Annotated in this window: 20 protein-coding genes; 8 read left to right on the plus strand and 12 right to left on the minus strand. The window is 59.6% G+C overall.

The window, feature by feature from the left end:
- The first annotated feature begins 120 nt into the window (after window positions 1-120).
- Both ACVWXF_RS05115 and ACVWXF_RS05120 read left to right on the plus strand, forming a co-directional pair.
- Entirely contained in the window at window positions 121-2172 is a 2052-nt protein-coding gene (locus ACVWXF_RS05115) for an SH3 domain-containing protein (protein ID WP_457473820.1), read from the plus strand.
- Between the two features lie 115 nt (window positions 2173-2287).
- Window positions 2288-3280, plus strand: coding sequence for an energy-coupling factor transporter transmembrane component T family protein (locus tag ACVWXF_RS05120; protein ID WP_457473821.1), 993 nt, complete (start codon window positions 2288-2290; stop codon window positions 3278-3280).
- A gap of 24 nt (window positions 3281-3304) precedes the next feature.
- Here the strand turns inward: ACVWXF_RS05120 and ACVWXF_RS05125 are convergent, their stop codons facing one another.
- From ACVWXF_RS05125 to ACVWXF_RS05135, 3 genes are all read right to left on the minus strand, one after another.
- A complete protein-coding gene (locus ACVWXF_RS05125) occupies window positions 3305-6250 on the minus strand; it encodes a GAF domain-containing protein (protein ID WP_457473822.1) in 2946 nt (981 codons plus the stop codon).
- Window positions 6251-6860: 610 nt separating this feature from the next.
- Complete coding sequence (locus tag ACVWXF_RS05130) at window positions 6861-7442, minus strand: NADPH-dependent FMN reductase (protein WP_457473833.1); 582 nt, start codon at window positions 7440-7442, stop codon at window positions 6861-6863.
- Between the two features lie 187 nt (window positions 7443-7629).
- Window positions 7630-9951, minus strand: a complete 2322-nt coding sequence (locus ACVWXF_RS05135) for a spermidine synthase (RefSeq protein ID WP_457473823.1) — start codon at window positions 9949-9951, stop codon at window positions 7630-7632.
- A gap of 268 nt (window positions 9952-10219) precedes the next feature.
- Between ACVWXF_RS05135 and ACVWXF_RS05140 the strand changes: the two genes are divergently transcribed.
- Window positions 10220-11158, plus strand: a complete 939-nt coding sequence (locus ACVWXF_RS05140; RefSeq protein WP_457473824.1) for an alpha/beta fold hydrolase — start codon at window positions 10220-10222, stop codon at window positions 11156-11158.
- Window positions 11159-11225: 67 nt separating this feature from the next.
- Here ACVWXF_RS05140 and ACVWXF_RS05145 read toward each other — a convergent pair whose 3' ends face one another.
- Window positions 11226-11708 carry a pyridoxamine 5'-phosphate oxidase family protein gene (locus tag ACVWXF_RS05145; protein ID WP_457473825.1) on the minus strand — a complete coding sequence of 161 codons (483 nt, stop codon included), beginning with the start codon at window positions 11706-11708 and terminating at the stop codon, window positions 11226-11228.
- A 196-nt stretch (window positions 11709-11904) separates the two neighbouring features.
- On the opposite strand from ACVWXF_RS05145, the gene ACVWXF_RS05150 reads away from it, so the two are divergent.
- The gene (locus tag ACVWXF_RS05150) at window positions 11905-12126 is read left to right on the plus strand and encodes a high light inducible protein (RefSeq protein ID WP_414328818.1); all 222 of its coding nucleotides are present in this window, start codon (window positions 11905-11907) and stop codon (window positions 12124-12126) included.
- A 579-nt stretch (window positions 12127-12705) separates the two neighbouring features.
- Here the strand turns inward: ACVWXF_RS05150 and ACVWXF_RS05155 are convergent.
- The 3 genes from ACVWXF_RS05155 to ACVWXF_RS05165 form a co-directional block, all read right to left on the minus strand.
- Window positions 12706-14892, minus strand: a complete 2187-nt coding sequence (locus tag ACVWXF_RS05155; RefSeq protein ID WP_457473826.1) for a CHASE2 domain-containing protein — start codon at window positions 14890-14892, stop codon at window positions 12706-12708.
- Window positions 14893-15067: 175 nt separating this feature from the next.
- On the minus strand, window positions 15068-17206 hold the full coding sequence (locus tag ACVWXF_RS05160; protein WP_457473827.1) for a polyribonucleotide nucleotidyltransferase: 2139 nt from the start codon (window positions 17204-17206) through the stop codon (window positions 15068-15070).
- Between the two features lie 59 nt (window positions 17207-17265).
- Entirely contained in the window at window positions 17266-17547 is a 282-nt protein-coding gene (locus ACVWXF_RS05165; protein ID WP_457473828.1) for a MoaD/ThiS family protein, read from the minus strand.
- A gap of 251 nt (window positions 17548-17798) precedes the next feature.
- On the opposite strand from ACVWXF_RS05165, the gene ACVWXF_RS05170 reads away from it, so the two are divergent.
- Window positions 17799-18734 (plus strand): arylamine N-acetyltransferase family protein, encoded by a 936-nt coding sequence (locus ACVWXF_RS05170; protein ID WP_457473829.1) that lies wholly within the window; start codon window positions 17799-17801, stop codon window positions 18732-18734.
- A 71-nt stretch (window positions 18735-18805) separates the two neighbouring features.
- Window positions 18806-20446, plus strand: coding sequence for a 2-isopropylmalate synthase (locus tag ACVWXF_RS05175; protein WP_414349687.1), 1641 nt, complete (start codon window positions 18806-18808; stop codon window positions 20444-20446).
- 130 nt (window positions 20447-20576) lie between these two features.
- Here the strand turns inward: ACVWXF_RS05175 and ACVWXF_RS05180 are convergent, their stop codons facing one another.
- From ACVWXF_RS05180 to ACVWXF_RS05195, 4 genes are all read right to left on the minus strand, one after another.
- Window positions 20577-21605, minus strand: a complete 1029-nt coding sequence (locus tag ACVWXF_RS05180; protein WP_011433056.1) for an ABC transporter ATP-binding protein — start codon at window positions 21603-21605, stop codon at window positions 20577-20579.
- Window positions 21606-21738: 133 nt separating this feature from the next.
- A complete protein-coding gene (locus ACVWXF_RS05185) occupies window positions 21739-21942 on the minus strand; it encodes a phycobilisome linker polypeptide (protein WP_011433055.1) in 204 nt (67 codons plus the stop codon).
- Window positions 21943-22108: 166 nt separating this feature from the next.
- Window positions 22109-22594, minus strand: a complete 486-nt coding sequence (gene apcB, locus ACVWXF_RS05190) for an allophycocyanin subunit beta (protein WP_011433054.1) — start codon at window positions 22592-22594, stop codon at window positions 22109-22111.
- Window positions 22595-22657: 63 nt separating this feature from the next.
- Window positions 22658-23143: a globin family protein gene (locus ACVWXF_RS05195; protein ID WP_011433053.1), complete on the minus strand. Its 486-nt coding sequence runs from the start codon at window positions 23141-23143 to the stop codon at window positions 22658-22660.
- Window positions 23144-23485: 342 nt separating this feature from the next.
- Here ACVWXF_RS05195 and hslO point away from each other — a divergent pair, with 342 nt between their 5' ends.
- Both hslO and ACVWXF_RS05205 read left to right on the plus strand, forming a co-directional pair.
- Window positions 23486-24376, plus strand: a complete 891-nt coding sequence (gene hslO / locus ACVWXF_RS05200; protein WP_414406715.1) for an Hsp33 family molecular chaperone HslO — start codon at window positions 23486-23488, stop codon at window positions 24374-24376.
- A gap of 47 nt (window positions 24377-24423) precedes the next feature.
- Window positions 24424-25428 carry a glycosyltransferase family 2 protein gene (locus ACVWXF_RS05205; protein ID WP_414343206.1) on the plus strand — a complete coding sequence of 335 codons (1005 nt, stop codon included), beginning with the start codon at window positions 24424-24426 and terminating at the stop codon, window positions 25426-25428.
- Here ACVWXF_RS05205 and ACVWXF_RS05210 read toward each other — a convergent pair.
- On the minus strand, window positions 25420-26502 hold the full coding sequence (locus ACVWXF_RS05210; protein WP_457473830.1) for a YcjF family protein: 1083 nt from the start codon (window positions 26500-26502) through the stop codon (window positions 25420-25422). The genes ACVWXF_RS05205 and ACVWXF_RS05210 overlap by 9 nt on opposite strands.
- Between the last annotated feature and the right edge of the window lie 362 nt (window positions 26503-26864).

Here is a 26864-nt window from a genome sequence, read left to right on the forward strand (position 1 = left end):
CAGCGATTCCCGAGGGGGGATCCCTTTTACCCACGAAAAGGACTACAGTTAAGTCGATGCGGGTAAGTTGTCCAAGGACTCCGTCCCGCTGGCACGAACAGGAGAGCGCGGACAAAAACCATGACGGTGCGGGTGCCCCTCGACTATTATCGGGTTTTGATGCTGTCGGCACGGGCAGATGAGCATCAGATTGAACAGGCATATCGGGAGCGGATCGATCTCAAGCCGGGCGAGCGCTCCTGGCTGTCGGGGTTCTCGCCACAGGCTGTGGAAGCTCGCGCCCAGATGATCCAAGAGGCGGCTTCTGTGCTGCTGAACCCTGAGGCACGACGAAACTACGACGAACACCTCATGCCAACGGATCCCACCTTGACGGTGGAGGAGGCGCACCTACCGGGAGTGCTGTGCTTGTATTGCGAAGCCGGAGAGTACCAGGCTGCGTTGGACTTGGCTCAACACCTGTTGGAGCAGGGCCACCCTGCTCGTTCCGATGCCATTTTGGCGCGGGCCATCGCTCGTCTGGAACTGGGTCGAGAAGCCTGGCAACAGGGATCCTACGAAGAGGCGGCGCGTTCTTTACAGGCGGGCTTGGCGGAGCTGGAGGAGTATCAGGCCTTTCCGCAGATGCAAGCGGAGATCCGTATCGATTTGGGCAAGCTGCGTCCCTATCGCATTTTGCAACTCCTCAGCCAAAGTGTTCCCGCCCAAGCTGGAAGACACACCGCTGATGGGAACGGGGAGCGACAGCAGGGACTGGCTCTCCTCAAAGCCATGCTGGACGAACGGGGCGGCATCGAGGGGATGGGGCAAGATGGCTCTGGCCTCAGCACCGAAGATTTCCTGCGCTTTATCCAACGGGTACGTCGCCACCTCACCCTCAAAGAACAGCAAGAGCTGTTCGAGCGGGAGGCTGAGCGTCCCTCGATGGTGGCCGCCTACTTGGCCGTGCAGGTGTTGCTGGCGGCAGGTTATCTGGAAAACCGCCCGGCTCTGGTGCGGCGTGCTCGCGGCTACCTGGCTCGTCTGGCGCAGCGGCAGGATGTGCATCTGGAGCAGGCCATCTGTAGTCTGTTGCTGGGGCAGACCGAAGACGCGCTCGCCCATCTGCGCTCCACCCAAGAAGTAGAGGCCTTGCAGTTTATCGAAGAACACTCCGCCGGTTCTCCCGACCATCTGCCGGGTCTGTGCCGCTTCACAGAAAAATGGTTTCAGGAGGAGGTGTTCCCGGAGTTCCGCGGTCTGGAAGCCGCCCAAGTGACGTTGCAAGCCTACTTCGACAACCCCCAAGTACAAGCTTACCTGGACGAAATGCCCAGCCGCGAAGACCCGCCGGCAGGGATGCTCTCTCCCAGTGCTCCGCACCGCTGTCGCGAACAAGTCCCCCATCCCCCACCTCATTTGCCTGCCGTGGTGGGTCCTGAGCCAACCCAGGAATTGTATCGCCCACCCGCCCCTTGGCAACAGGGGGTGCCAGAACCCCCGCGCCTCTCGGATTTGCCCTCTTACCGCAGCACCCCCAAAGCAGGCGTCTCTTCTCTTGCCGATGAGAGTTCTAGTGCTCCGCACCGCTGGCGCGAACGCGCCCAAGACCGTTCCCCTCAGCGGGAGGGAGCTGGCGTGAGCGGAATGCAGGAAGTGGAACGTTACCGCCGCAGCCGCTTGGGATCCCGTAAGCGTCCTGCCCTTCCCGCCGTGGGCTTCGCACCGCTGACGCGAGTGGCCGGGGTAGTTGGTGTGGGCATTCTCTCCCTGCTGGTCATCTGGCAAATGTTGCGGGGCCTCTTCACGCCGCCGCCGGCACCACCGCTGGAGCAACCCCAGGTGCAAATTGAGCAGCCGCCGGTTGACATATCGCTACGCGACGCCTCCGCGAACAACAATCCCGGCCAGACGGAACTCACTCCCCCGCCTGAGCTAACCGGCCCTCTGGCGGAGTGGCAAGGAGTACAACAGGTGCGGGTGGTCTCCAACGATGGCATCAACATTCGCCAGCAACCCAGCCTGACGGGAGCCATTGTCGGGACAGCCCCACGCCAAGCCCTGCTGCGGGTGGTGGAGGTGCAGGCCGGTGAGGGACAAGTGCCCGTCTGGCTGCGCATCGAGCGAGATGGGGCTCTGGGGGGATGGGTCGCCGCCCAGTCGGGCTCCACCCGTCTGGTGGAACGGCTCTAGCTCTCCCTTGCTGCCAGCTGTTATTGCTCCGCAACGCTGCTGCGACCGCGCTACGGGGACGGAGTTCTCGGTCCCGCCCTTTTAAGGGGTATAGTCTGCTTCCTTCTCAACTGTTGTGGATATTCTGCGCAATGCCCCGCTGGGGATTTATCTGGAAGAGCCTCGCACCTGGCTACATTGCCTGGATCCGCGAGTCAAGCTGGCCTGGCTGCTTAGCTTTCTCCTCAGCCCCATTCTGGCCGGCAATGGTTGGCGCTTGGCTGTGGTGGTGGCTCTTCTGCTGCTAACTGTGGCGGCCCGTCTGCCGCGCCGGGTTTGGTCAGGCCAACTCTCCCTGGTGCTGGCCCTGAGCCTGCTCACCTTTGGAATCACCAGCTTGGCCCCCGATGGGTTGGGGGTTTTCCCGCAGCCGCAACGGCAGGATATGCAGGTGGTAGGCTATGGGCTGATTCCCGTTAGCGGTGCCGAGCGCTCTGTTCGCGACAGCGGGAGGGATTCCTTTTTGGCTGTAGAACAGGGATCCCCAGACCGTGCCTGGCGGGCGCAAACCCGTGCCTGGCAAACTTCTTATCGCTACCGCCTGGTTCAGTTTTCCCTATTGGGACGAACCTTTCAGGTCTCCCGCCGTTCTCTATCGGTGGCGCTGCGGCTGGGCACCCTCATTTTTACGTTGCTCTACGCTACCCATTTGTTTCTGTTGACCACGGCCCCCGAAGAAATTGCCGAGGGGATCGGCCAATGGTTGCAGCCTCTCAAGCGTTGGAGATGGCCGATTGCCGAAGTAATTCTCACCCTCACCTTGGCGCTACGCTTTCTGCCTCTGGTGATGGAAGAGGTGCAAAACTTGACGCGGGCGGTGCGAACTCGGGATGTGCGCTGGGGATCCCTGAGTTTCCGGGGCGGGATGCAAACCCTGCTGGCCTTGGTGGAGCGCTTTTTTGAAAACTTGCTCCTGCGTGCCGAACAGACGGCTATGGCGATGCAGGCCCGTGGGCTGACCGGCCCAGACCATCCCCTGCGCTGGCACCGCCTACAACTGCGGCGGCTGGATCGCGGCCTACTGGCTCTACTGCCCCTGTTTTGGCTGCTCAGAACCTTGTCCCCCTAAGGTGACCGGCAACACAGCTTTTTCCTACCCAGGGGGATGGGGCTCGTCGCTGCCCATCGGCAGGAGCAGCCGAGAGACACAACGCCCATCGGAAGAGAGGTAAAAGGAGAGCTGGCCCCCCATCCGCTGCACCACCCGTTGACACAGGCTGAGTTCCAGACCAGGACTTACCGATAGAGGCGACTTGAGCAGAGGATCCGCGTAGATCACCTGGTTCGGATCCAACTGAAGGGCGGCCATCAGGTGAGGGTCGAAGCTGCCCTGATCCACCACCAGCAGCTCTGCATAGCCAAAGGGCTCCGCACCGCTGTCGCGAACGCTGGCTTGGCTCCACAGATCCAGCCGCCCCTCTTCCGGGCTGCGCAAAATAGCGGCTGTCAACACCTCCCAGAGCACCATCTCCAGTCGTTCGGGATCCCCCTGGATGGTAAGGCTCATGTCCCCATGGGCCCGCGGCCATAACTTGCGTTTTTGGGTCAGGGCCTCCACTCGGCGTAGGCTTTTGCGCACCAAGGTTGCCAAGGGCACCGACCGCGACTGCGGCTGCACCTGCCAAGTTTCCGACTGCAACAACGGCCTTGTGGAGACGGTCAGATCCCGCAGCCCTCTGCCGATCTCCACCACCTTTTGCCAGCGGGTGGCTTCGTCTCCGGGGATCTCCGGCACCTGACCCAGGCGGTGCAGGCTGTCCAGAAGGGCATTCTGCATATCCAGCAGGCGGCGGTGCTTGTACCAGTTCAACTCCCTGAGCACCTCCTGCCGCTCTTGCAAAGTTTGCATCCAGAGCAAGCGCCGCAGCGTCCAGCCGCAGGTCTGGGCGATCAGCATCACAGCCGCCCGCTCGTCGGGATCCCAAACCTTGCCCGCTTCTGCCCCCAAGATCAAAACTCCCAAAGCTCCCGCCTGCGAGGAGTTTGTCTCCCCCAGCGCCACCAGCAGCCAGGATCCCAGGCCGGCAGCAAAGTGCTCCGCACCGCTGACGCGACTGAGCCAAGTGCGGCTGGCAGGGGGGATCTGCTCCTGGGTGAGCGGCAGAGGTTCTGCCGACTGCAGCGCGTAGGCCAGTAGGGGATCTTGCAGGTCGATCTCGGTGGAGCCGGTCTCCGTCCCGGCAGCGGTAGTAAAAGGCCCCTGGAGCTGAGCCCGGCTTTCCCCCGGCTGCCAACTGACCACCAGCGCCAGAGGGATCCCCAGCAATTGGGCCGTCTGTCGGACGGTGGTGGTGTACAGATCTGACAAGGTGGCCAAGTTTGGCAAGGTTGAACAAGTGGCGATCAGGCCCTTGAGCAATTGCTCTTGTCGTTGCCGGCGTTGTTCTGACCGAATTTGCCGCAGGATCACCCCCACCTGTTGGGCGATCCCCCGCAGCAGTTGCCGCTCTTCCCGGCTCCAGGTCCGTAGCTGGGGATGCAACACCAAGAGCAGCCCTTCCACAGGTGTGGTGGCGGTACCGCCGACCCCGGTGTGGGTCAGCATCAAGGAACGAACCCCTGCCAGTTCCTGCCGCCAAGAGAGCAGGCGCAGATCTTGGTCGTAGTTTTCTGCCACGACCACCTCGCTGCGCATGAGATCCTGCCAGTCCTGGTCGCTCAGAGGGCTGAGCTGCTGTGGCAAAGTCTGCTTGCCTTCCCTGCGGTACTCGTAGAAGAGGCGGGGGATGGGGCTGTCGGGATCCACCGTCAACACGGCCACTGCACCGACTTTCAGGCGCTGGGCCAGGCCGACAACGGCTTGCTGGAGAGCCTGTTGCAGCTCCGCCGGGTTGTAAAGCGAGCGGCCCACCTGTTGCACAAACTCTTGGTCATCGGCCAACTGGCGAATGCGGCGATCCAGATTTTCTAGGGGGGCAGCCAAGGCCAACCCATTGGCGGCAGCAGCTACCAACTGTCGCTCAGCGGCTTGCCAGGTACGGGGCACATCCGATTGCACCCAGATGAACCCCAGCAGATCCTTTTCCAGCAAAATCGGGGCCGCCAAAACGGCCTGGGCCCGCAACTGCTGCATCAGCTTGGGGGGAACCTCAGAGCGAGTCGTCCCTGTGCCGCCCACCACCACCTGGCCATCGGCGAGGGTGTAGTACATGTCCCCCAATTCCCGCAGCGAAAGGCTGACCTCCCCTGTTGGCCCTGCTCCGACTTTAGCCCCTTTGGGAACAGGGGGCTGAGAGGACTCCGTCCCCCCGCTGTTGCCAACAGCTTTGGGGGCGCTTCCATGGGGGACGAACTGCCCCTGGCTGCGCTCGTGCCAATACACCTGAATGTGGACGGCGCCCAGGAAAGACTGTAGCTCTTGCTTCACCCAGCTGACCCGTTCCTGCAGGGATCCCGCCTGGCGCATCGCCGTTCCCAACCTCAGGAGTGGATCCTCAAGGCGCTTTTCGGTCTGCTGCTGCCAAGCGTTTTCCAACTCCTGCAGAGAGGCTGCCAACTGCCCCAGCAAAATCCCCAGGAGAGCCTTTTCGTCCTCACGGGTGGTAACCCCCCACATTTGGGATCCCAGCATCAGAATCCCCAAGCAGCGCCGCCGTCCTACTGCCGTTCGCGACAGCGGGCCGTAGGCCGAGAAGGGATAAATGAAACAGCCCTGGATCCCGCCCAGTCGCCTGGCCTCCCGCTGCCAAATGCCCATGCGCGGTTCCTGAGAGAGGTCGGGCAGGCTGATCGGTCGCTGCTCGATCACCACCTGCTCCAGGATCTCCCCCGGCTGTAGAGGATGCACCGCCCGCAGTAGGGTTTGATCCTCAAGAAGGGTCACTCCCCCCTGACCCACCAACTGGTGATTTTGATAATCGTAAAAGGCCAGCCAGACCAGCGGCGCCCCAAACACCGCCCCGACATAGTCGAGGGTGAGCTGAATCAGCCCATTGGCATCCGTTTGCTCTCGCATCTGTTGCAATGTCGCTTGCAGGGCCACCAGGGGAGATATTGACCCAGCTCTATCCGAAGAATAAGGGGGAACAGACTGAACCATACCTGTGTGGATCTATTCCGCAGGTTCCTCTGCAAGCCAATGCCGTATCAGCCAGACTTCAGCTCGTCTCTGTTATGAGCCTTCTCGTCTCCCTGCTTCCTTGTTACTGGGCAACACTGACACAAAAAAGCGAGGAGAAGCGAGCCCGGACTTGTTGCTGTTTGAAACAACTATAGCCCCCAGATGAAAGGCTGGGTAGCAATAGGGGCAGCCGAAGTCTTTGACATGCTCCCCCGCCTAAAGGCAGGGGATTCCGGTTCCTGGTTCTGCGACAACTTGCCGTGTTGGGTTGCCCCTCCACAACAGCGGTGCTCATCTCCCCAGGCGTTCCCCCAAGCGCTACGCGCCACTGATGCAAGCGCAGGGCGGTTTCCTCTCGCGCCAGCGGGACAGAATCCTTATGCCCTTAGGTGCCGTTGCGAACAACAACTAAAAAACCTATTGAGGTTGCATCCAGTCGTGAGACTGTTGGGCTTAAGGCCTACGGCCCGCTTACGCGAATAGAGCGGTTGATTACCCTGCCGCTGCGGGCAGCATAGCACACAGCCGCCCTAAAGCGCGGGGCTTTAGACCCAGTTTTTTGGTAAGTGATTAAGTAATTAATTTGGGGTTAATTGTGGGAAGGCTTCACAACTGGGATCCCGCGCAGCTTGTGAGTATGGGTCACCAAGCTCTGGACAAAGTGTTGAAAGCGCTGTTGTAGCTTCTCGTCTTTGAGATTGCCTTGCTCGTCAAAAGCGTTCCAAGCCCGACCGATGGCGATTTGCTCTGGGATCACCCAGCCATGCACCCAACGCACAATCAAGCGCATCTGGTTCAGGGTATTGCTGTTGCTCTCGCCGCCCAAAACGCTGATTAACCCAAAGACCTTACCCTCCAGTTGCTCAAAACTCAACAGATCCAGTGCATTTTTCAGGCTGCCGCTGATGCCGCCGTGGTACTCCGGGCTGGCTAGGATGATCCCATCCGCCCGCTTCATGGTTGCTCGTAGGACTGCCACATCGGGATAATCCGCATAGGACTCCGAGCCATCCACAAAGGGCAACTTCATCTGCCGCAGATCGAGGATGTGCAACGGGATCCCCAACTTCTCAAACTCGCGCCGCGCCACCTCCAGCGCCTGGTACGTCAGGGAATTGGGCCGCAAGCTGCCCCCGATTGCCACGAAACGAGCCGCAGAGGTTTCAGCCATGGTGGTTTGAGGATTGCCAGTGAGGGCTTGCAGAGGAGACATGGGCCGGACTCCCGAGCAGACATCAGTTACGTTGCAAACAATCATAACTCATACCAACTTCGAGTTGTAAAGATTTCTTTAACTTTTCTCCTCCCCAACCCTAATGCATTCGCCGAAGCGTTGCATAGCGATAACAGCCGGATTCCTATCCAAAACTGGGGATCTGGATACCCTTTAGCAAAGGGATCCAAGGCCAGCGGATCACCTGCAGCAGGTTGGAAAAATCATCCCGCCAGACGGGATCCCCGGCCTGGGGCAAAAGGGGCTGCCAGGGATCCAGTTCCTGCAGGACTCCAGAGTTTTGGGCCAAAGGGCTCTGCCCTGCTGAGGCGGTCGTCGAAGCGTCGCGCGGCGATAACAGCACCCAGTGGGAAGGGGCCAGCCCCGCCTGGCGTTGCTCAGGGGAGAGATCCCGGTGGTCTTGGTGCCAAGCGTGAAGCTGCAGGGATCCGGCCAGGCCGGCCAACAGCGGGGCCAAGTCGAGGTGGCGGTTGGTGATGTTGAAGAGCAGCCAGCCCTGGGGCTTGAGCTTGCTGAGGTAGAGGGCCAAAGCCTCTTGCGTGAGCAAATGCACCGGCACTGCGTCAGAGCTGAAGGCGTCCATCACCATCAGGTCATAGCTGCCCTCTGGGATCCCCTTGAGGCTGAGCCGGGCATCACCGAGGATGACCTGCACCCGCGCCCGCGTCTGGGCCCACCGGAGATAGGAAAAATAGCGGCTCGCCCAATCGGCCACGGTGGGATCCAACTCGAAAAACGTCCACTCATCCCCTGGCTCGGCATAGGCGGCCAACGTGCCGATCCCCAGCCCCAACACCGCAATGGCGGGCGTGGGATCCACAGTCTGGGCTCTGAACGCCGCAAACACCTGCCCAACCGGCCCAGACCGAGAAAAATAGGTCAGCGGCTCCAGCGCTTTTTCCGGATCCAAGTTTTGGCTGCCGTGTAGAGTGGTGCCGTGCAGAAGGCCACGAAAGGATCCCTGCTCAGTTTGGTATTCCACGATCCGGTTGAGGCCGAAGGCGCTGCGCTCGCTGTGGATCACCTGCAGTCCCGGCTGCAGCCAGGGTTGCCCCAGCAGCACAACCAACCCCGCCATTGCTCCCACCCAACCGACCTTGGCCTGCCAGCCAGGGGCTCCGCTCTGCTGCTGTGAACGGCTCTCCCCTGACACCAACAGCGCCAGCACCGCCCAGCCCAACGCCAAACCCACCCCAGCGCCCACCTGCAGCAACGCCTGCGGCTGAAAGTGCAACAGCAGCAAAGGCAGGAGCAGCCCCAGCCCCAGCCACAGGCCCACCCGCCCCCCCTGCGCCCCCAGCACGGCCAGCGACATCCCCAGCAACAGGGGATATTCCAGCACCGTCTCGAACACCTGCGGTGCCAAGAGGGCAGAGAACATTCCCCCCAAACTCCCCCCCAAAGCCAGCCACAGGTAAAACTGCGTCAACTGCTTCACCGGCGGGCGACGGCAAGCTAACCGGCTGTGGCAGCCCCAGCTCACCAGCCCAAAGGTGATCAGATGCAGCGGCAGAAGCAAAAAACCGGGCCTCACCCAGCCCAAGACCTGTACCCCCACCGCCCCGCAGGCCAGAAGAGCTGTTGTTCCCAAAACCCCCTTATTGGGGTGGATCCCCCCGAAAGCCAGCATGAGTGTCAGCAGATAGATCCCCAGAGGAATGGCCCACAACAGGGGCACTGCCGCCACGTCGGTGGTCAACAAGGTGGTGACCGCCACCAACAGGCCCGCCGGCAAAAAAGCCAGACCCGCCCAGCGCCAACGCTCTCGCCAGGAAACAGTCAAATCCCCCGGAGCAGCGCCGGATCCCTGGGAATCTGCCCCGCGTTCTTGTTGCTCGGCAACGCTGTTGCGACCGAGCAGCAGACCCACCCCGCTTAGCAGCACCAGGGCTGCCACCAGCGCGTAGGATCCCGTCCACAGGTGAGTTTGCCCAGCCAAAGACAGGCGGGGCTCCAACACCAGCGGGTACCCCAGCAGCCCGCCCAAGCTGCCGGCATTGCTGGCCACATAGAGAAAGTAGGGATCCGGGATCCCCTGTTGTTCCGCGCCCCCTCTTGCTGCCAACCCCCGTTGCAGCAACGGCGTCGTCGCCGACAGGAGAAACAGCGGCACTCCAGCTCCCAAAGTCAAGTTTGCCAACAGAGCGAGAGGGGGCCACACTTCTTTCGGTTGGCCGGGGATCCCCAATTGAAAGGGCAAAAGCCTCAGACCGGCCAGCAGCAAGATCCCGTGGATCAGCACCCCCATCCTGGGATTGAGGCCGCGCCCCAGCCGATCTGCCCACAGGTAGCCCAAAAGCAGGGTGGCCTGAAAAAAGGCCAGGCAGGTATTCCACACCAGGGGGGATCCCCCCCACAGCGGCAGCAGCAACTTGCCCACCAACAACTGTCCCCAGAAGAGGCAAAAAGCGCTACCAAACAAGCTGAGGCCAACTAGCCAAACCAAAGCCGACCCACCGCAAAACCCTCAACTGCCAGTATTCCCCACTTTCTCCCGGAAGCTTGAGATGGGATGTTGTAGCCGCTTGGTGGTGCCCCTTGGGATCACCCAACTCAGAGGAAGGCCGATCCTTGTTCCTCGATTCAAGTGCGCCAACGGGTGGAAGGGGGCCACCCTCCGCCAGTACTCTCAGTTGCCCCGATCACAAGGACTTTGTCCCGCTGTCGCGAACGGTTAGGATCGCAACGCTGACTCAAACCTACACTGCACCCCCATGTTGCCATGCAGCGCCAACGCGAACACAGAGCATCGCTGGCTCTGGCGTGACCAGCCCATTCGCTACCAACAGTCGGGATCCACAGGCCCAGCCGTGTTGCTGATCCATGGCTTCGGGGCCAGCAGCGACCATTGGCGGAAAAATTTGCCGGAGCTGGGGCAGCACTGTCAGGTGTATGCGATTGATTTGTTGGGGTTTGGGGGATCCGCCAAGCCTCTGCCGGGATCCCCTTTGCCCTACACCTTCGAGACCTGGGGATCCCTGGTGGCCGATTTTGTGCGGGAGGTGATGGGCCAGCCGGCCTACCTGGTGGGCAACTCGATTGGGGGCATCGTGGCTTTGCAGGCGGCGGTTCTGGATCCAGCCCAGGTTTTAGGGGTAGCGATGTTGGATCCCTCGCTGCGGCTGTTGCACGAGCGGAAACGAAAGCAGATCTCCTGGCTGCGCCGCCGGTTCACCCCTTTGCTGCAATCCCTGCTGGGGTGGCCCCCCTTTGGTCATTTCTTCTTCGCTCAAGTGGCCCAGGCTAGGGCCATTCGCAATATCCTTCTACAAGCCTACGGACGCAAAGAAGCGGTTACCGAGGAACTGATCCAGCTTTTGCTCAAACCCGCTTTGGAGCCGGGGGCGGCAGAGGTCTTTTTGGCCTTTGTGCGCTATTCTCAGGGGCCTTTGGCTGAAGATCTCTTGCCTCAGCTCACCTGTCCCGTCTTGATCTTGTGGGGGGAAGCGGATCCCTGGGAACCCATTGCTCTGGGGCGGGCCCTGGCAGAGTTTCCTTGCGTGGTGGGGTTCATCCCATTGCCGGGGGTCGGCCATTGCCCCCAGGATGAAGCCCCCGAGCTGGTCAACCCGCTGCTGTTGGACTGGATCCGGGATCCCACCCGAAAACCTGAGAAAGGACTCCATTCTCTCCCCCCAGAAGAGGGGAGCTAGGAAGCGGCGCAGCAAGAGCTTCCCTGGGCTCAAGGATGGCGCGGGCTGCCCTTGGAATTCTCATAATCTACGCCCGACCAAGGTGCTCCAGTTGATCCAGGTTGGGGCCCCTCAGCCGGAATGCCTGGCCAAACCCCTGGATGAAGCTACCAGTTTTGGGGACGATCTGACAGAAGTGAAAATCCGCCAAACTTAGGATCATCTCGGCAATCTCGTACTTGGCGCGATAAAGGGCCTCAAACCCCTGCGCCTGCGCCTCCTCGCGGCTGAGAAACTGGGCTTCTCCGCTCACCATCACCCGCGGCAGGGCGTGGTTACTGCGGGGATCCCCTGGCGTAGGCGGCTCGTGGATGAGTAGTGCGGCCCGGGGATCCGCCCGCAAAGCCTGGGTGTGGCCAGAAAGATCGCTGATGACAATGGCAAAGCGCAAGGGATCCCGCTGCACCACAAAAGGCACCAACGACACCGCCGGGGATCCCTGCTCCAGCACCGCCAAGCTGGCCACCGGCTGGCCATCCAGCAGCATATTTAACTGTTCCAGCACCGACATGGTTGTCCTCCAGTCCCCTTGCTATTATCAGCTCCCCAGTACTGGGACAAGAGCCACAACCCTGCTTACAGGCTGTTCCTGGCCTGGTTGAACTCTGCCCGGCAGCTCGGAGCGTTGGGCATTAACGTTGTAAATAAAACTTTACAATCCTACGCAAAGCGAGCTACGCTGGGAAAGAAAGCACGAGGAGAACCCTATGACCCGATATCGCTCCGTTGTCGTCGAAGAAGGTGGTCGGCTGAACAACTACGCCATCGAGCCGGAAATGTATGTGGACAGCACCCCCCGCGTGGGCTTCACCGACTATGCAGAGCGCTTGAACGGGCGTTTGGCGATGATCGGCTTTGTTGCCCTGATCCTGTTTGAAGCTCTGTCCGGTACCACCCTGCTCGGCTGGCTGCAATCCCTGGGCCGATAAGCCAAAGAACGCTTCCTAGGAAGAGGGCTGTCTCTAATCGCCGATTGACTGTTCGCGATAGTGGGACGGAGTCCTCACTTTGCTGCACAATTCTCTACAACCTGATGTGCAAACGCTAGGCAGTTGTGCGAGTGTGCAGGGAGCGGGTGGTTAGGTTTATGTTTCTAGACCCCAGCTACCGTTTGAAATGTACCCCAAGCTCTGGGGGAAGTGACATACTCCCATCACTGACCCTACGGGTACAGTGTGGGCTTCTCGCTTCATTGGGGAGCCTACGCAAGAACCCTCTGCGAGCAGACACGGGATGTCCCACCGCGTAGCTGCACCAGATTCCGGCAAAAGCCGTTTTGTGCAACTACTCTCACCATACACCATGTGGGGGTATCTGTATCCCGACACTGACGCTACGGGTACAGTGCGGGGCTTAGCTAACCCCACACCCCGACAAGCTAACGCCTGTGGAGACTCCTCTGGCGGGGTGGTAGGTCTAAAACCTACCGCTAGTCAAGGGTTGCTGAAGCAGGAAGAAAGCAACAGCGCTGAGCAAAAATCTGTTCTGTTCAGTGCTGTGTAGGTCTTTCAGAGCGGCATCTCCCAGTGCAGCTCGACATGGGTATGGCCTTCCGGGGTGCGGGTGCGGTGCCAAGATCCCTTGGGTAGATAGCGGGCGATGGTGTTCATGGCCTTGCTGCCGTAGCCGCCGCTGAGGCCGGGAGCGTACTCGATACCATCGTTGACCACGGAAAGGCAGCAGTGGCGCTCCGTTTGGGCCAGCGACACCTTGACAAAGGAAGCATTGCCTTTGGGGGGTTGTACATGGGCGATGACATTGCCGATGGCCTCCCGCAAAAAGCGCAAGATGTCTTCTCGCTGATCAAACCACTCGCCGGTGTTGGGCTCCTGCAGCGGTTGCAGTTGCCGCTCTACAGATAGCGTTAGGCTGCCCGATTGGATCAGTTCATCCAGATAGATCTCGATGCCTCGATGCAGCCCTTCTCGTAAGCTGGGGGAGATGCGCAGCTTGGCAGCTAGAGTGCGCACATCGTTGAGCTGATTCCGGATCCCGCGTCCGATCCTCTCCAGTTGCTCGAGCAGGTGATCGTAGACGGTGGGATCGGGAGCTTTTCCCTGATGCTGCTGCCATTGCAAGCTCTCCAAGTTGTCCATCACCACCTTCAGCTCCTGCAGCTCGCGATCGTGAATGTCGGTGGCTACTCGGTAGAGCAACTTGCGGGCTTGGTCGATAGCTGCCTCCTGTTCGGCCCGACGCAGACGCTCCAGTTCCTGTTGCTGGGCCAAGAGCCGTTCTTGATTCTCCACAATGACCAAAGTGAGCAGCAGGCTCACCCCCGTTAGCCCACTGGCCAGGGCCGGCAAGACGAGAGGCCAAACCCAACGCCCCAGTAGAAACTGGGCCACAGCCCACCCTTCGTAAACGGCAAGCCCCACCACAGGTCGCAGGAGAAACTGCTGTTGCTTCCAGCCCCAAGGGCTCAAAAGTGCTCCGCACCGCTGACGCGAACGTAGGGGGGGACGATAAAGCACCAAAAGCAGTCCCGTTCCCACTCCCAGCAGCAAAACCACCGCAGCCGCCACCCCCTCTGGCACAGATTGGTAGACCTCTCCGGTGAGCAGGCTGGAGAGGATTTGCGCCTGCAGCTCCACCGCCGCAATCTGGGATCCATCCGCAGTCCGCACTGGGAAGGTTTCGGGGTAGCCGCCCACAAAACCCACCAGGACAATTTTGTCCCGCAATTGGTCGGCAACTTCGGGATCGAGGGGAGGGATCCCTTCTTGGCCGCGGCAGGCTTGGCTGGGGTTGATCATCGGGGCAACAGACCCGGATCCTGCCTGGAGAACAGCTGGAGGGCAAACCCGTTCGATGGGGATGATGGGGATCCCGTGCTGGGAGCCGAGGGGGTTGAATTGAATCGGCTGCAACCCCCGCTCGCGAAACCAGCGGCTGGCCCGCTCCGGGTCGTATTTGGCAAAAGCCAGAGCCTCGACCGAGGCGAACATCTGCTCCTCTTGGCTGTCGCGGCGCAGGTAGAGCCCCCGCAGCTGGGCCTGGCGCAGGATCCCGGCACTGTCTACCCGATGTTGCACCACCCCCTGCACATGTTCTGGCGGCACCAAGTACTCCAGCCGCAGAGAAGAGAAGGGCAGAAAATGGTTGTAGATGTTAATCTCGGAGCGGCCAAAGCTCTCGCTGCTGCGGGTGGCCAGGACCAAGCGATCTGGGTAGCGCTGCACCACCTGACGCAGAGGGGCATCTAAGTTCTCGTTGCCCAGGTTTTGAGGTACCACAAAGCTGCTGGGCAGGTTTAGCACCACCACCCTGGCCTCAGCTTCTTCCAGTAGACGCAACGTCAGGCCGGCGTAGTTGGCCCGTTCCAGAAGGAAGTCAACTTGATGTTGGCCAAGGTGCTCTGCACCACTGGTGCGGCCATTGCTTTCCCCCTGTCCGCTGTTCCCGTTAGCGGGAACGTTCTCCGCACCGCTGTCGCGATCGAGTCCTATACGACCATCAATGCCGACGATCACCACCTCGGGAGAAGGCTGCTGGGGACCACGCCAAGCGTACAGCCACTCCTGGGCGTCGCTCTCCATCCGCACCAACAAAGGATGCTGAGCAGAAAGGTTAAGCAGAGCAGCCCAACCCAAGCCCCAAGCCAACGCCCAGCCCAGCCGCCGCCGGGAGGGGGACAGTCGAGCTGGAGAAGTATAGCCTTGGCCAACGAGAAAGGGAGGGACGGGATCCGGCATATTGCAAAGGGCTTTGCACCGCTGACGCGACCACACGAACGGCAGTGCAGACGCGAGCCAGCTAAAAAGCGCTCCGCACCGCTGTCGCGATGGAGTTTTCTCTGCCATTTTGGCCGCTGCCGGCGGCTGTCGAGGGGATCCCTGGCCCCCCCGTTGCTGGGGGAAAACCGCAGCCTCAGTGGTGATGGTTGCGCACCCGCGCTGCTTCCTCAGGGCTAATGCCGAGGCGAGTGAGGTTGATGCGGCCTTTGTGATCGATGCTGCGCACCTTGACCACCACCTCATCCTCCACAGCCACCTCATCTTCCACCCTGCCGACGCGGTACTCCGCCAGTTGCGAAATGTGGATCATGCCTTCTTTGCCGGGCAAAAACTCCACAAAAGCGCCGATGGGGATGATGCGGGTCACCTTGCCCAAATACACCTGCCCCTCTTCCACCCGCCGCACCAGATTTTCGATCATCTCCCGAGCGGCTTCGGCTTGCCCCCCCACCGAGGAAGACACGGTGATCGTGCCATCGTCGCTGATGTCCACCTTGGCCCCCGTCGCTTCGGTGATGCCGCGCACCGTCTTGCCGCCAGGGCCGATGATCTTGCCGATGTCCTCCGGATCCACCTTGAACGTGAGCAGACGGGGAGCTGTTTTGGCCAACTGGGGTCGAGGCGCAGCAATCGTCTCCAGCATCTTGTCGAGGATGAACTCGCGCCCGGCCTTGGCTTGCCGAATGGCCTGTTCCACCACGTCAACGGTGATGCCGGTGATTTTCATGTCCATTTGCAAAGCAGTGATCCCCGCCCGCGTACCGGCCACCTTGAAGTCCATGTCGCCCAGAAAGTCCTCGATCCCCTGGATGTCGGTGAGGATGCGCACCTCGTCCCCCTCCTTGATAAGACCCATCGCCACCCCGCTGACCGGCGCTTTGATCGGCACCCCGGCATCCATCAGGGAAAGGGTAGAGCCACAGACGGATCCCATCGAGGTGGAGCCGTTGGAGGAGAGCACTTCCGAGACCACCCTCACCACATAGGGAAACTCCTCTTCCTTGGGCAGCACCGGCACCAAGGCCCGCTCCGCCAGCGCCCCATGACCAATCTCCCGCCGCCCCGGGGAGCGTGAAGGCCGCGTTTCTCCCACTGAAAAGCCCGGAAAATTGTAGTGGTGCATGTAGCGCTTCTCATCCACCGGGTGCAAGTCGTCCAGCTCCTGGGCATCGCCGGGGGTGCCGAGGGTAGTGATGGAAAGGACTTGGGTGAGGCCGCGATTGAACAAGGCACTGCCGTGCACCCTTGGGATCAAACCCACCCGGCAAGAGACCGGTCGCACCTCGTCCAGCTTGCGTCCATCCACCCGCACCCCCTCTTGCAGGATCTGCTGGCGCATCAGCTTCTTGAGCAGAGCCTTGAACTGGTTGTCCAACTCTTTGGGGTTTTCCAGAAGATAGAGCCGCAAGGGATCCCCCTCTGGCCGTTCCTGGATTTGGGCCTCCAGCTTGGCCTTGAGCTCCTCCAGTTGCTGTTCCCGGCTGGTCTTGTCCAAAAACTGCCTGAGAATGGAGCGAATGCCCTCCTGAGCCTGCTCTTCCACAAAAGCAATCAGCTCCTCGTTTTTGGGGGGAGGGGGCAGCTCTACCGGGGTGATGTTGAGATCCGCCAGGACTTGCTGTTGGGCTTTGAGCAGCTCCTGGATGGCCTCAAAACCAAACTCGATGGCCTCCACCACATCCTTTTCCGGCAGTTGGTTGGCCCCGGCTTCCACCATGATCACGCCATCGGCACAGCCGGCCACCACCAGATCCAGATCGCCCACCTCAATTTCGGCATAGGTGGGGTTGAGGATAAATTCATCCTTGACCAAGCCCACCCGCACCGCCGCCACCGGGCCGTTGAAGGGGATGCGAGCACCGTGAATGGCCAACGAGGCTCCCAAAATACACAACACATCGGGCGGCACCGTATCATCTACAGAGAGGGTGGTGGCCACCACCTGCACATCATCCCGCAGCCATTCCGGGAACAACGGACGAATGGGTCTGTCTATTAAGCGAGAGATCAAAGTGGCCCGTTCCGGTGGCCGGCCTTCTCGCCGCAGATATCCCCCTGGGATCCGCCCCGCTGCGTAGAGGCGCTCTTCGTAATCGACCAACAAGGGCATAAAATCAACGCCAGGCCGGCCTGGCTGCCGTGTGGCGGTAACCAAAATCGAGGTTTCGCCCGAAGTCAGCCAAACCCCACACCCTGCCTGAGGGGCCATCAGCCCAATATTGATGTCAATTTCCCGCCCATAAAAGGAAATCGACCGAGTGTATTCTGCCATGTAACGCTTCGCCTTCTTTTTTTCTTGCCGCTATCGTAGCATTCTCCTTTTGCTCCTTTTCAGCCCCCGCTGACCGGAGGGATCAGGACGACTTCGTCTTCCGCCGATAGGTGGGTGTCGGCAGCTACAAAATTGAGGTTGAGACCGAAACGGGTTTGGGAGCGCCAAGGAGCCAAGCTGGGGTAGCGCTGGATCAGTTGATCGCACAGCTGCCCGACGGTGGTACCAGGGCTCACCTGCAGGCGCATCTCGGTTTGTCCGATTACTTCTTGATAGATGGCAAAGAGCTTCAGCGTGATGGGAAAAAGCTCATCGGAGGGCAAATTTTGGGCAGCAGCCATCGGTAGCGCTCCCACCTGCTTTGGACGGTCTTGTAAACCATCTTGGGCAAGCTTGGGCCTGGCCGTCCACCAGAATCCTCTGCCCATATCCTGGCCATCAGGGATCCCTACAGCCACAGAAAAATCGGCTCCGGGGAAAAGATGCCGTCTTTCAGATTCCAGTGAACTGTTCTTCTGGCTCTGGCCGGGGATCCGGGGCAAGGCTAGGGTAGGCCAAAAGCTTGCTTGGCAGCCAACCGGCTTCTGTGCTGATGCTAGAGCCACTGACCCCCTCCCAAATCAGGGCCTACTTGGATCGGATCGGCTACGTTGGCCCCACCCAGCCCACCCTGCAAACCCTCCGCCAGATCCACCGAGCCCACCTGCTGCGGGTGCCGTTTGAAAATCTGGACATCCATCGGGGTCGCGCCATTTGCCTGGAGCGGGATTTCTTGTTCCAAAAAATCGTCCGAGAGCGGCGGGGCGGCTTTTGCTTTGAGCTGAACAGCCTGCTGGCCGCTGCCCTGCAGGGGATGGGGTTTTCGGTACACCTACTCTCAGGACAGGTGAGCCGCGCCGTTCGCGCTACTCCGACGGAGTCCGATGTCCGCTTTGGACCTGAGTGCGACCACTTGGCTGTGCAGGTGAACATCGGCGATGAAGCCTGGCTGGCAGATGTGGGGTATGGGGAGGCCTTTCGCGAGCCGTTGCGGCTGGGGGATCCCGGGATTCAAGCCCAGGCTCAAGGACGCTACCGCCTCACCCCTTGGCCAGGGGATCCCACCGCTCGTCGGTATTGGCTCGTTCAGCAGGAACAGCCGGATCGCACCTGGAAAACTCTATTTCTTCTGGATCGGATCCCACGCTCCCTGCAGGAGTTCGAGCCCATGTGCCACTTTCACCAAACTTCGCCAGAATCGATGTTTACCCGGCTGCGCCTTTGCACCCTGGCCACTCCGACCGGACGGGTCACCCTCACCGCCCGCGCCAATGGCTCTTTCAAGTGGATCGAGACCACTCCAGAAGGCCGCCGGGAACGCCCTCTCAGGGATGAGAAAGAGTATGAACAACTGCTCGCCTGCGCCTTCGGGATCCACCTTTCTCCATCTCTTTCTGCCGCCGCTGGGGATCCCAGGGGAAAGGTTGCAAGACCCAAGCCCAATGACGTCTCAACAGAGCCCACCCAAATCTTCCCCAAACAAGGCTAGAACCCCTGCCAGTTAATGTCCCAGTTAATGTCAGAATAATGAGGTAGTGTTTCGTTATCCCAGTAACCGTTATGGATGCTGCCGCGGTCGCCGGGTTTGATGGCCAAGCTTTGGATCATGTACTCATTTTCGACACCACCCTGCGAGACGGGGAGCAGTGCCCCGGCGCCACCCTCAACACCGAAGAAAAGCTGGCCATTGCCCGGCAGTTGGCCCGGCTGGGCGTCGATATCATCGAAGCGGGGTTTGCCTATGCCAGCCCTGGTGACTTTGAGGCCGTGCAGAAAGTGGCCGAGCAGGTGGGAACGCCCGATGGCCCTGTGATTTGCAGCCTGGCCCGCGCCCTCAAGCCGGACATTGAGGCAGCCGCTGCAGCCCTAAAGCCCGCTGCCAAGCCCCGCATCCACACCTTCATCTCCACCTCCGACATTCACCTGAAGTATCAGTTGCGCAAAACCCGCGCTGAGGTGCTGCAAATTGCCGAAGAGATGGTGGCCTACGCCAAGTCCTTCGTGGAGGATGTGGAGTTTTCCATGATGGATGCCACCCGCTCTGACCCAGAGTTCCTATACCAGGTCATCGAGGCGGCCATTCGGGCGGGGGCCAAAACCATCAACATCCCCGATACCGTCGGCTACGTCATGCCGGAGGAGTTCGGCCAACTGATCAAGGGCATCCGCGAAAATGTGCCCAACATTAAGCAAGCGATCCTTTCCGTGCATGGCCACGACGATCTGGGGGTTTCGGTGGCCAACTTCTTGGAAGCGATTAAGCAGGGCGCCCGTCAGGTGGAAGTGACGGTCAACGGCATTGGTGAGCGGGCCGGCAACACAGCCCTGGAAGAGTTGGTGATGGCCCTGCATGTGCGGCGCAGCTACTTCAACCCCTACTTCGGCCTGCCGGTGGACTCCGAGAAGCCCCTCACCCACATCAAAACTCAGGAGATCTATCGCACCTCGCGCCTCGTCTCCAACCTCACCGGCATGTTGGTGCAGCCCAACAAGGCTATCGTCGGCTCCAACGCCTTTGCCCACGAATCTGGCATCCACCAGGACGGCATGCTGAAAAACCGCCAGACCTACGAGATCATGGACGCCCAGACCATCGGCCTGCAATCGAGCACCTTGGTGTTGGGCAAGCACTCGGGCCGCAATGCCTTCCGCACCCGCCTGAAAGAACTGGGATTCGAGCTGTCGGAGCAAGATCTGAACAAGGCCTTCTTGCGCTTCAAAGAACTGGCCGACAAGAAAAAAGAAATCTCCGACCTGGATCTGGAAGCGATTGTTAACGACGAAACTCGCCCGGTGCCCGAACTCTACCGCCTGGAGCATGTCCAAGTGGTGTGTGGCAATCGAGAGGCTCCCACTGCCACGGTGCGCCTGGTAACCCCGGAAGGAGAAGAGCGGGTGGACGCTGCCGTGGGCACAGGCCCGGTGGATGCGGTGTACAAGGCCATCAACCGCATTGTCAATATCCCCAACAAGTTAATCGAGTTTTCTGTCCAATCGGTTACTGCCGGCATCGACGCCATTGGGGAAGTCACCATCCGCCTGCGTCACGAAGACCGCATCTTTTCCGGCCATGCCGCCAACACCGACATCATCGTCGCTTCGGCCCAAGCCTACATGAATGCCCTCAACAAGCTCTACTCTGCGCTGCACGCGGCACGCTCGACGGCTGACCAGCGCGAGGCTGCTGCCCAGAAGATCTGAGGGAAGGGTTAGGGAATCCCAGTCGTTTCCAACAAAGCTGGGATCCTTCGCTGCTGACCCTCACCCCCAGCCCCTCTCCTCTTGGGGAAGAAGGGAGCCCACGCTCAACCTAACCCTGTTGCAAATGACCCTATGGGCTGGCCGAAGGGATCCCATCCGCAAACACCCGCCCGATCACTTCCTCGATGGGCGGGTCGGTTACCGTTAGATCCAGCACATCCAGCTCTGCCAAGAGCTTGGCCACCGTTTGGGTGAGCTGCTCCCGCTGCACCCACAGCCGCGCCTCACAGCTGCCCGGATCCCCGTCCGTGCGCACCTCTCCATAGAGCTGCAGTTGGGCAACAGGGCAAGGGCGAGCCAATTTCAACCTCACCTCTCGGTAGGGGGCAAAGCGCTCCAGCAATGCCTCGAGGTCGCCATCGTACATGAGCTGCCCCGCGTTGATGACCAGCACCCGTTGGCACAGCGCAGTAATATCGGCCATGTAATGGCTGGTCAACAGCACCGTTGCTCCATAGCGGCGGTTGTAATCCCGCAGAAATTGCCGCACGCCGGCCTGGGCGTTGACATCCAACCCCAAGGTGGGCTCGTCCAAAAACAAGATCTGCGGGCGGTGCAACAGAGCCGCCAACAGCTCCGCCTTCATCCGCTCCCCCAAGGAAAGCTTGCGCACTGGTTGCTTCAGCTTGCTTTCTAGGTCGAGCAGCTCCGCCAGCTCCCCCACCCGCTCCCGAAACTCCTTCTCAGGGATCTCGTAAACGGCAGCGTTGATGCGCAAAGAGTCCATTGCCGGCAGATCCCAAATGAGCTGCTGCTTCTGCCCCATCACCAGGGTGATCTGCCGCAAAAACGCCGGCTCCCGGCGGTAGGGCACATGGCCGACCACCTGCACCGTGCCGCCGGACGGATAGATCAAACCGGTCAACATCTTGAGGGTAGTGGTCTTGCCCGCCCCGTTGGGCCCCAAAAATCCCACCATCTCCCCCGGCTGAACTTGAAAGCTCACGGACTGCACTGCCGGGATGTGGCGATAGGTGCGGCGAAAAAAGTGGCGCAGGGTGCCAACCACTCCGGGATCCTTGACGGCCACCGGGTAAACCTTGCTCAGGTTGTGGGCAGCGATGATTGGCTCCAACCGGGTCGGCACATCAGGCAACATCTACCCCCACCCCTACAAAACGGCCAGATCCGCTACCCCAACCCCAAGAACAGAGCTTCCAGAGCTGGGCATACCGGATCTGCAGAGTGCTATTTCTCAGTATCCGAGGGAAAGCAACAAACGAATAGGGGAACTACAGCAGTCCTACGTCCATCCCGGGCTTACCCGTGGCCAGCTCCACCTTCAGGATGCGGCCACCCGATTTCTGGATGCGCTGCTGTTCCCGAAACCAGTTCTCATAGGGCACCAGCTTGGTGAAGTAGGTATTTTGCAGCTCCCGCTGGGTGCGAATTCGGGTTTGGCTGGGCACACAGGCCGTGATCTTGAACATGCGCATGATATGGGATCCCCGCTCAACAACAAAATGGACTATCTTGACCAGCAAAACAGGCGACTCACCCCAGAAAGCTCGCGTACTTCAGCTAGCACACCAGATCCCTGTGGCAAATCGCCCGCCGTGCTCGTTGAAGAATGCACCTCCCCTGAGGCAATGACGCCGGGAGTTAGCTCAGGCCAGAGCAGATGTAATCGAAGTACACCCCCATTTCCTTGCCGGCCTCAGCACCCACCAGAGCGGCAGTTACCTCTTTCATGGCTTGGATGGCCTGGATGGTTGCCCCAATGGGCACTCCCAGGGAATTGTAGGTCTCCTTGAGCCCGTTCAGCACCCGCTCGTCCAGAATGGAGGGATCCCCGGCCAGCATGGCGTAGGTGGCGTAGCGCAGGTAGTAGTCCATGTCGCGGATGCAGGCAGCATAGCGACGGGTGGTGTACATGTTGCCGCCAGGACGGGTGAGATCAGAGTACAGCAACGCCTTTGCAGCAGCATCCTTGACGATGGTGGAGGCATTGGCCGCGATGGTGGCAGCCGCCCGCACCCGCAGCTCGCCTGTGGCGAAGAAGGCTTTCAACTTCTCCATGGCCGAGCTGTCCAGATACTTGCCTTGAACATCGTAGCTGTTGATCACAGCGGTAATCGCGTCTTGCATGATGAGCTTCCTAAATCCAAATCGACGAACAGCAAAGGGTTGTGCGGCAAAAACAATGAGGGATTAGCTCATTGCCCCCACCACAAAGTCGAAGTAGTAGCCGGCTTCAGCCGCATCGTCAGGAGAGAGCAGACCCATGGCCACCTGCTTCATTTGACGAATGCTCTCGGCCACCGCCGGAATGGGTGTGCCCAGGGAGTTGTACATCTCGCGGACACCCACCAGGCCGATCTCTTCAATCGGGGTGACATCGCCGGCAATGATGCCGTAAGTGATCAGGCGCAGGTAGTAGTCCATATCCCGCAGGCAAGTCGCCGTCATCTCTTCCCCGTAGGCATTGCCCCCCGGAGAAACAATGTCGGGGCGCTTCTGGAAGAGTTGGTCGGCAGCTTGTTTGACGATGCGCTCACGAGACTCGGTCAAGACTTGAGCAATGCGCAACCGCTTCTCGCCCGAGGTGACAAAGGACTTGATCCGATCCAGTTCCCCCGGGCTGAGGTAGCGGGCCTCCGCGTCCGCGTTCACAATCGATTTCGTAACAACACTCATGGATATCCATCCTCAAGTCGATTTTTTAAAGAGTATGACGAGCATACCCGCAAGCTATTTTCCGATATGCTTGCCGTCTGCCATCTCAGATCTTCACACTTCTTAAAATCTCTCCCAGAAAAGGGACAGTCCCATTCCCGCCCCGACAGGGCAGTTCCCTCCCCAAAGTCCGGCAAGAGAGGGGCTACAATCTCACTTAGACTCACTTAGAATGAAGGCTGAGTCGCCAGGGGATCCCTGCAGGCTTGGTTTAAGACATGCGTTGAGGTTGCGATGACGGATGCCTCTGGGTCAGAACGATTGAAGCGAGCGAAAGGTATTTCTGAGGGTACGCCCTCATCTCTGCCGGATCACCTCATCCGGGCCACGGCGGCAGAAGGCAAAATCCGAGTGGTGGGCTTGGTGGCCACCCAGGCGGTACAAGAGGCAAGGGAGCGGCACAAGCTCTCCTATGTGGCGACAGTGGCCTTGGGGCGGGCCATGAGCGCAGCCCTGTTGCTGGCGGCCAACCTGAAGCGGCGCCAGGCGCGGATTAACCTGCAACTGAAAGGGAATGGCCCCTTGGGCAACATCTGGGTGGATGCCGGCTTGGATGGCACGGTACGCGGGTATGTGAGCAACCCCGCCATTGAGCTTCCTCTCACTGCCGAGAGCAAGTTGGATGTGGGCCAAGCCGTTGGGCGCTATGGCTACCTCCATGTGCTGCGGGATCTGGGGTATGGCCAGCCTTACACCAGCGCGGTGGAGCTGGTTTCGGGAGAGGTGGGAGACGACATCACCTACTACCTCTCCTCCTCAGAGCAGATTCCCTCGGCAGTCCTTCTGGGAGTAAATCTCGACTCACAGCGGGTACGCGCCGCCGGCGGAGTGTTGTTGCAGCTGATGCCAGGGGCGCCGGCCAGTCTGATCCCAGAGATGGAAGCCCGTTTGGCCAAAGTGGAAGAATTTAGCCCGATGTTGGCTTGCGGCGGCGGCTTGCGGGAGCTGTTGCAAATCTGCCTGGGCGACTTGGATCTGAAAATTGCGCCGGAAATGCGCACCATCCGCTTCTACTGCAAGTGCAATTCCGACCGAGTGAAGGGGGCCCTGCGCATGCTGGGGCGGGACGAGTTGCTCGATATGATCCACACCGACAAGGGGGCAGAAGCGGTTTGCCAATTCTGCAACGAGGTCTACCGCATCTCGGAAGACGAGCTGCGCTCGATTGTGGCGGAGATGTCGGCCACCCCCTGATGGCACAATGATGGCCAACTACGGGATCCCGATTCTGACACCTCTCGATGTTGTCTGAGCCCCCGGTTGAGTTGGTTGAATTATCGGTTGTTGTCCCCTGCAAAAATGAGGCGGACAACCTGGAACACCTGTTTGAGCGTCTGCGGCAGACCTTGGATCCTTTAGGGATCCCCTACGAGATCATTTGTGTCAACGATGGCAGCCAAGACGACACACTGGAAAAGCTGATCGCCTTTCACCATCAGGATCCCCGCATCAAAGTGGTGAACCTTTCCCGGTGTTTTGGCAAGGAGATCGCCCTCACCGCCGGCCTCGATCACGCCTCTGGTCGAGCTGTTGTTCCCATCGATGCCGACTTGCAAGATCCGCCGGAGCTGATCCCGGAGATGCTGCAGCAGTGGCGGCAAGGCTATCAGGTGGTTTATGCAGTGCGTCGCAGCCGCCGCGGGGAGAGCTGGCTAAAACGCTTTACAGCCAACGGCTTCTATTGGTTGATTGATCAACTCAGCCAGGTGCGGATCCCGCGCAATACGGGGGATTTTCGACTGCTGGATCGGCAGGTGGTGGAGGCAGTTAAACAGCTGCGAGAGCGCACCCGCTTTATGAAAGGGATCTTTGCCTGGGTGGGCTACCGGCAAACGGCCATTTTTTACGATCGCGCCCCCCGCTTTCGCGGCAAAACCCAGTGGAACTACTGGCGGCTGTGGAACCTAGCCATAGAAGGCATCACCTCTTTTAGCTCTTGGCCGTTGCGGGTGTGGAGCTACATAGGGTTGGCGATCTCGGTTCCAGCCTTTTTGTATGGCCTTTTTCTCATCATCCGCACCTTGCTCTTTGGCTCCGATGTACCTGGCTATGCCTCTTTAGCGGTGATGATCTTGTTTTTGGGCGGGATCCAGCTGATCAGCTTGGGCGTGATTGGCGAGTATTTAGGCCGCGTTTTTGAAGAAGTGAAAGGCCGCCCCCTCTACCTGGTCGATGGCACCTTTGGGTTTGAGACCCCACGACCTTCCCCTGCCCTAGATTCAGTACCTACGCAAAAGCTAGGATGAAAAGTCATCTTTCAGAGTTTTGGATCCCGAGGCAACATAACTTTGGTACTCGCGTATAAAGATATCTTTCATCTCTTCTGGAGATAGCTGGATCCCTTGGATTTTGGCGCGGGCGATGGCCTTCATCAGCTCGATATAGGCCAGGCCCAGAGAGAGAGTGAGGGTGGCTGCCGTAGTGGATTGGATAGCGCTGCCTACAATCCCCGGGCCGGGAATCATCTTCAGCAAGTTGGACACAATCGTTCGCCCGATTGCTGTTGTAATTGTAGTGCCTGCCAAAGCGGCTATCAAAGAGTAGTAAAAAGAAGGGGAAGCCTCGAAGCCAAAAATAAAGCTGATATTGGCAATCATGCCTGCTTGGGCTGTAACCAACAGAGGGGCATCTGCAAAGGGAAGGGGCACTGCCCCGATAAACGCTGCACTGGCCACATAGCCTGATACGTACTTAAAGGCAGCCTCGGCTTTGAGATCCACCCGCAGCAATTGCTGGCGGATAAAGGCAAGGCGAGCCACTTCCGGCAAAAGCTCTAGCGTGCAGCCAATTAGGTGCTCCAGCCCGTGGGCAGGAATGGTAATTTGCCGGTTAATCGCCTTGTTGCGGGCCAAAACGGGAACAATGTAGCGGACAGGCAAATTTTGATGCTGCAAATACCGGAAAAACTCGCTCTCTTCAGGATTGGGATATTCCAAGCATTGGGTTAAGACCAAGATGACGGGAACGTCTTTGAGTTCCAACTCCTTTAGCCATTTGCGTTCAACTTCCTCCAACCGCTTCAGTTCGTGGTGGAGGCAGTACCAAACAACATGGATGTGATGTTCAGGATCCTTAAAGCGCAGCTCCTCGATAAGCTGGGAAACCTCCAGGCGAACTTGCTGATTCTGTTCACCGTCTAGTTCCATGCCAGGTGTATCGTAGATGGTGATTGGGCAACCTGGCTTGGAATACTGACGAATGTGGCGGGTGACGGGGCTGCCAACACCGGTACGGGCTAGCTCATCTCTAAACACTGCATTGATCAAGGTGCTCTTGCCCACCCCGTTTTTGCCAATGACCAGGATGTTGCAGTGGCCCAACTCTGTCTGCGCCTCTAGGAGGTCCTTCTGTAGTATCTGAGACACCGAATTCCAGAAAGACTTAAAGGCTTCTGGCTTCTCGAGAGATTCAGAAGCTTCTGGGATGCCTCGGGCACGGTCAACAATTTGGCGGGTTAGGTCAGTCAGTTTCTCTAAGAAGGATGGGCTTTTCTGAGACATGCTTCTTGCTTCTTCCCCTAAGGCCGATAGCCCCACAAAGGTAGTTCAGGGCGGATCCTACTGCCAAGTTTCTTCCGATACCGGAGAGTAAACTACCCGGCTCCGACCGCTAAGCGGTACGGAGCGGGCTTTCAGTAGCCCTGGGCCTGCTCTGCTCTACCAGAGAACAAAACAAGCCCGGA

The sequence above is a fragment of the Thermostichus sp. MS-CIW-40 genome, assembly GCF_054058315.1.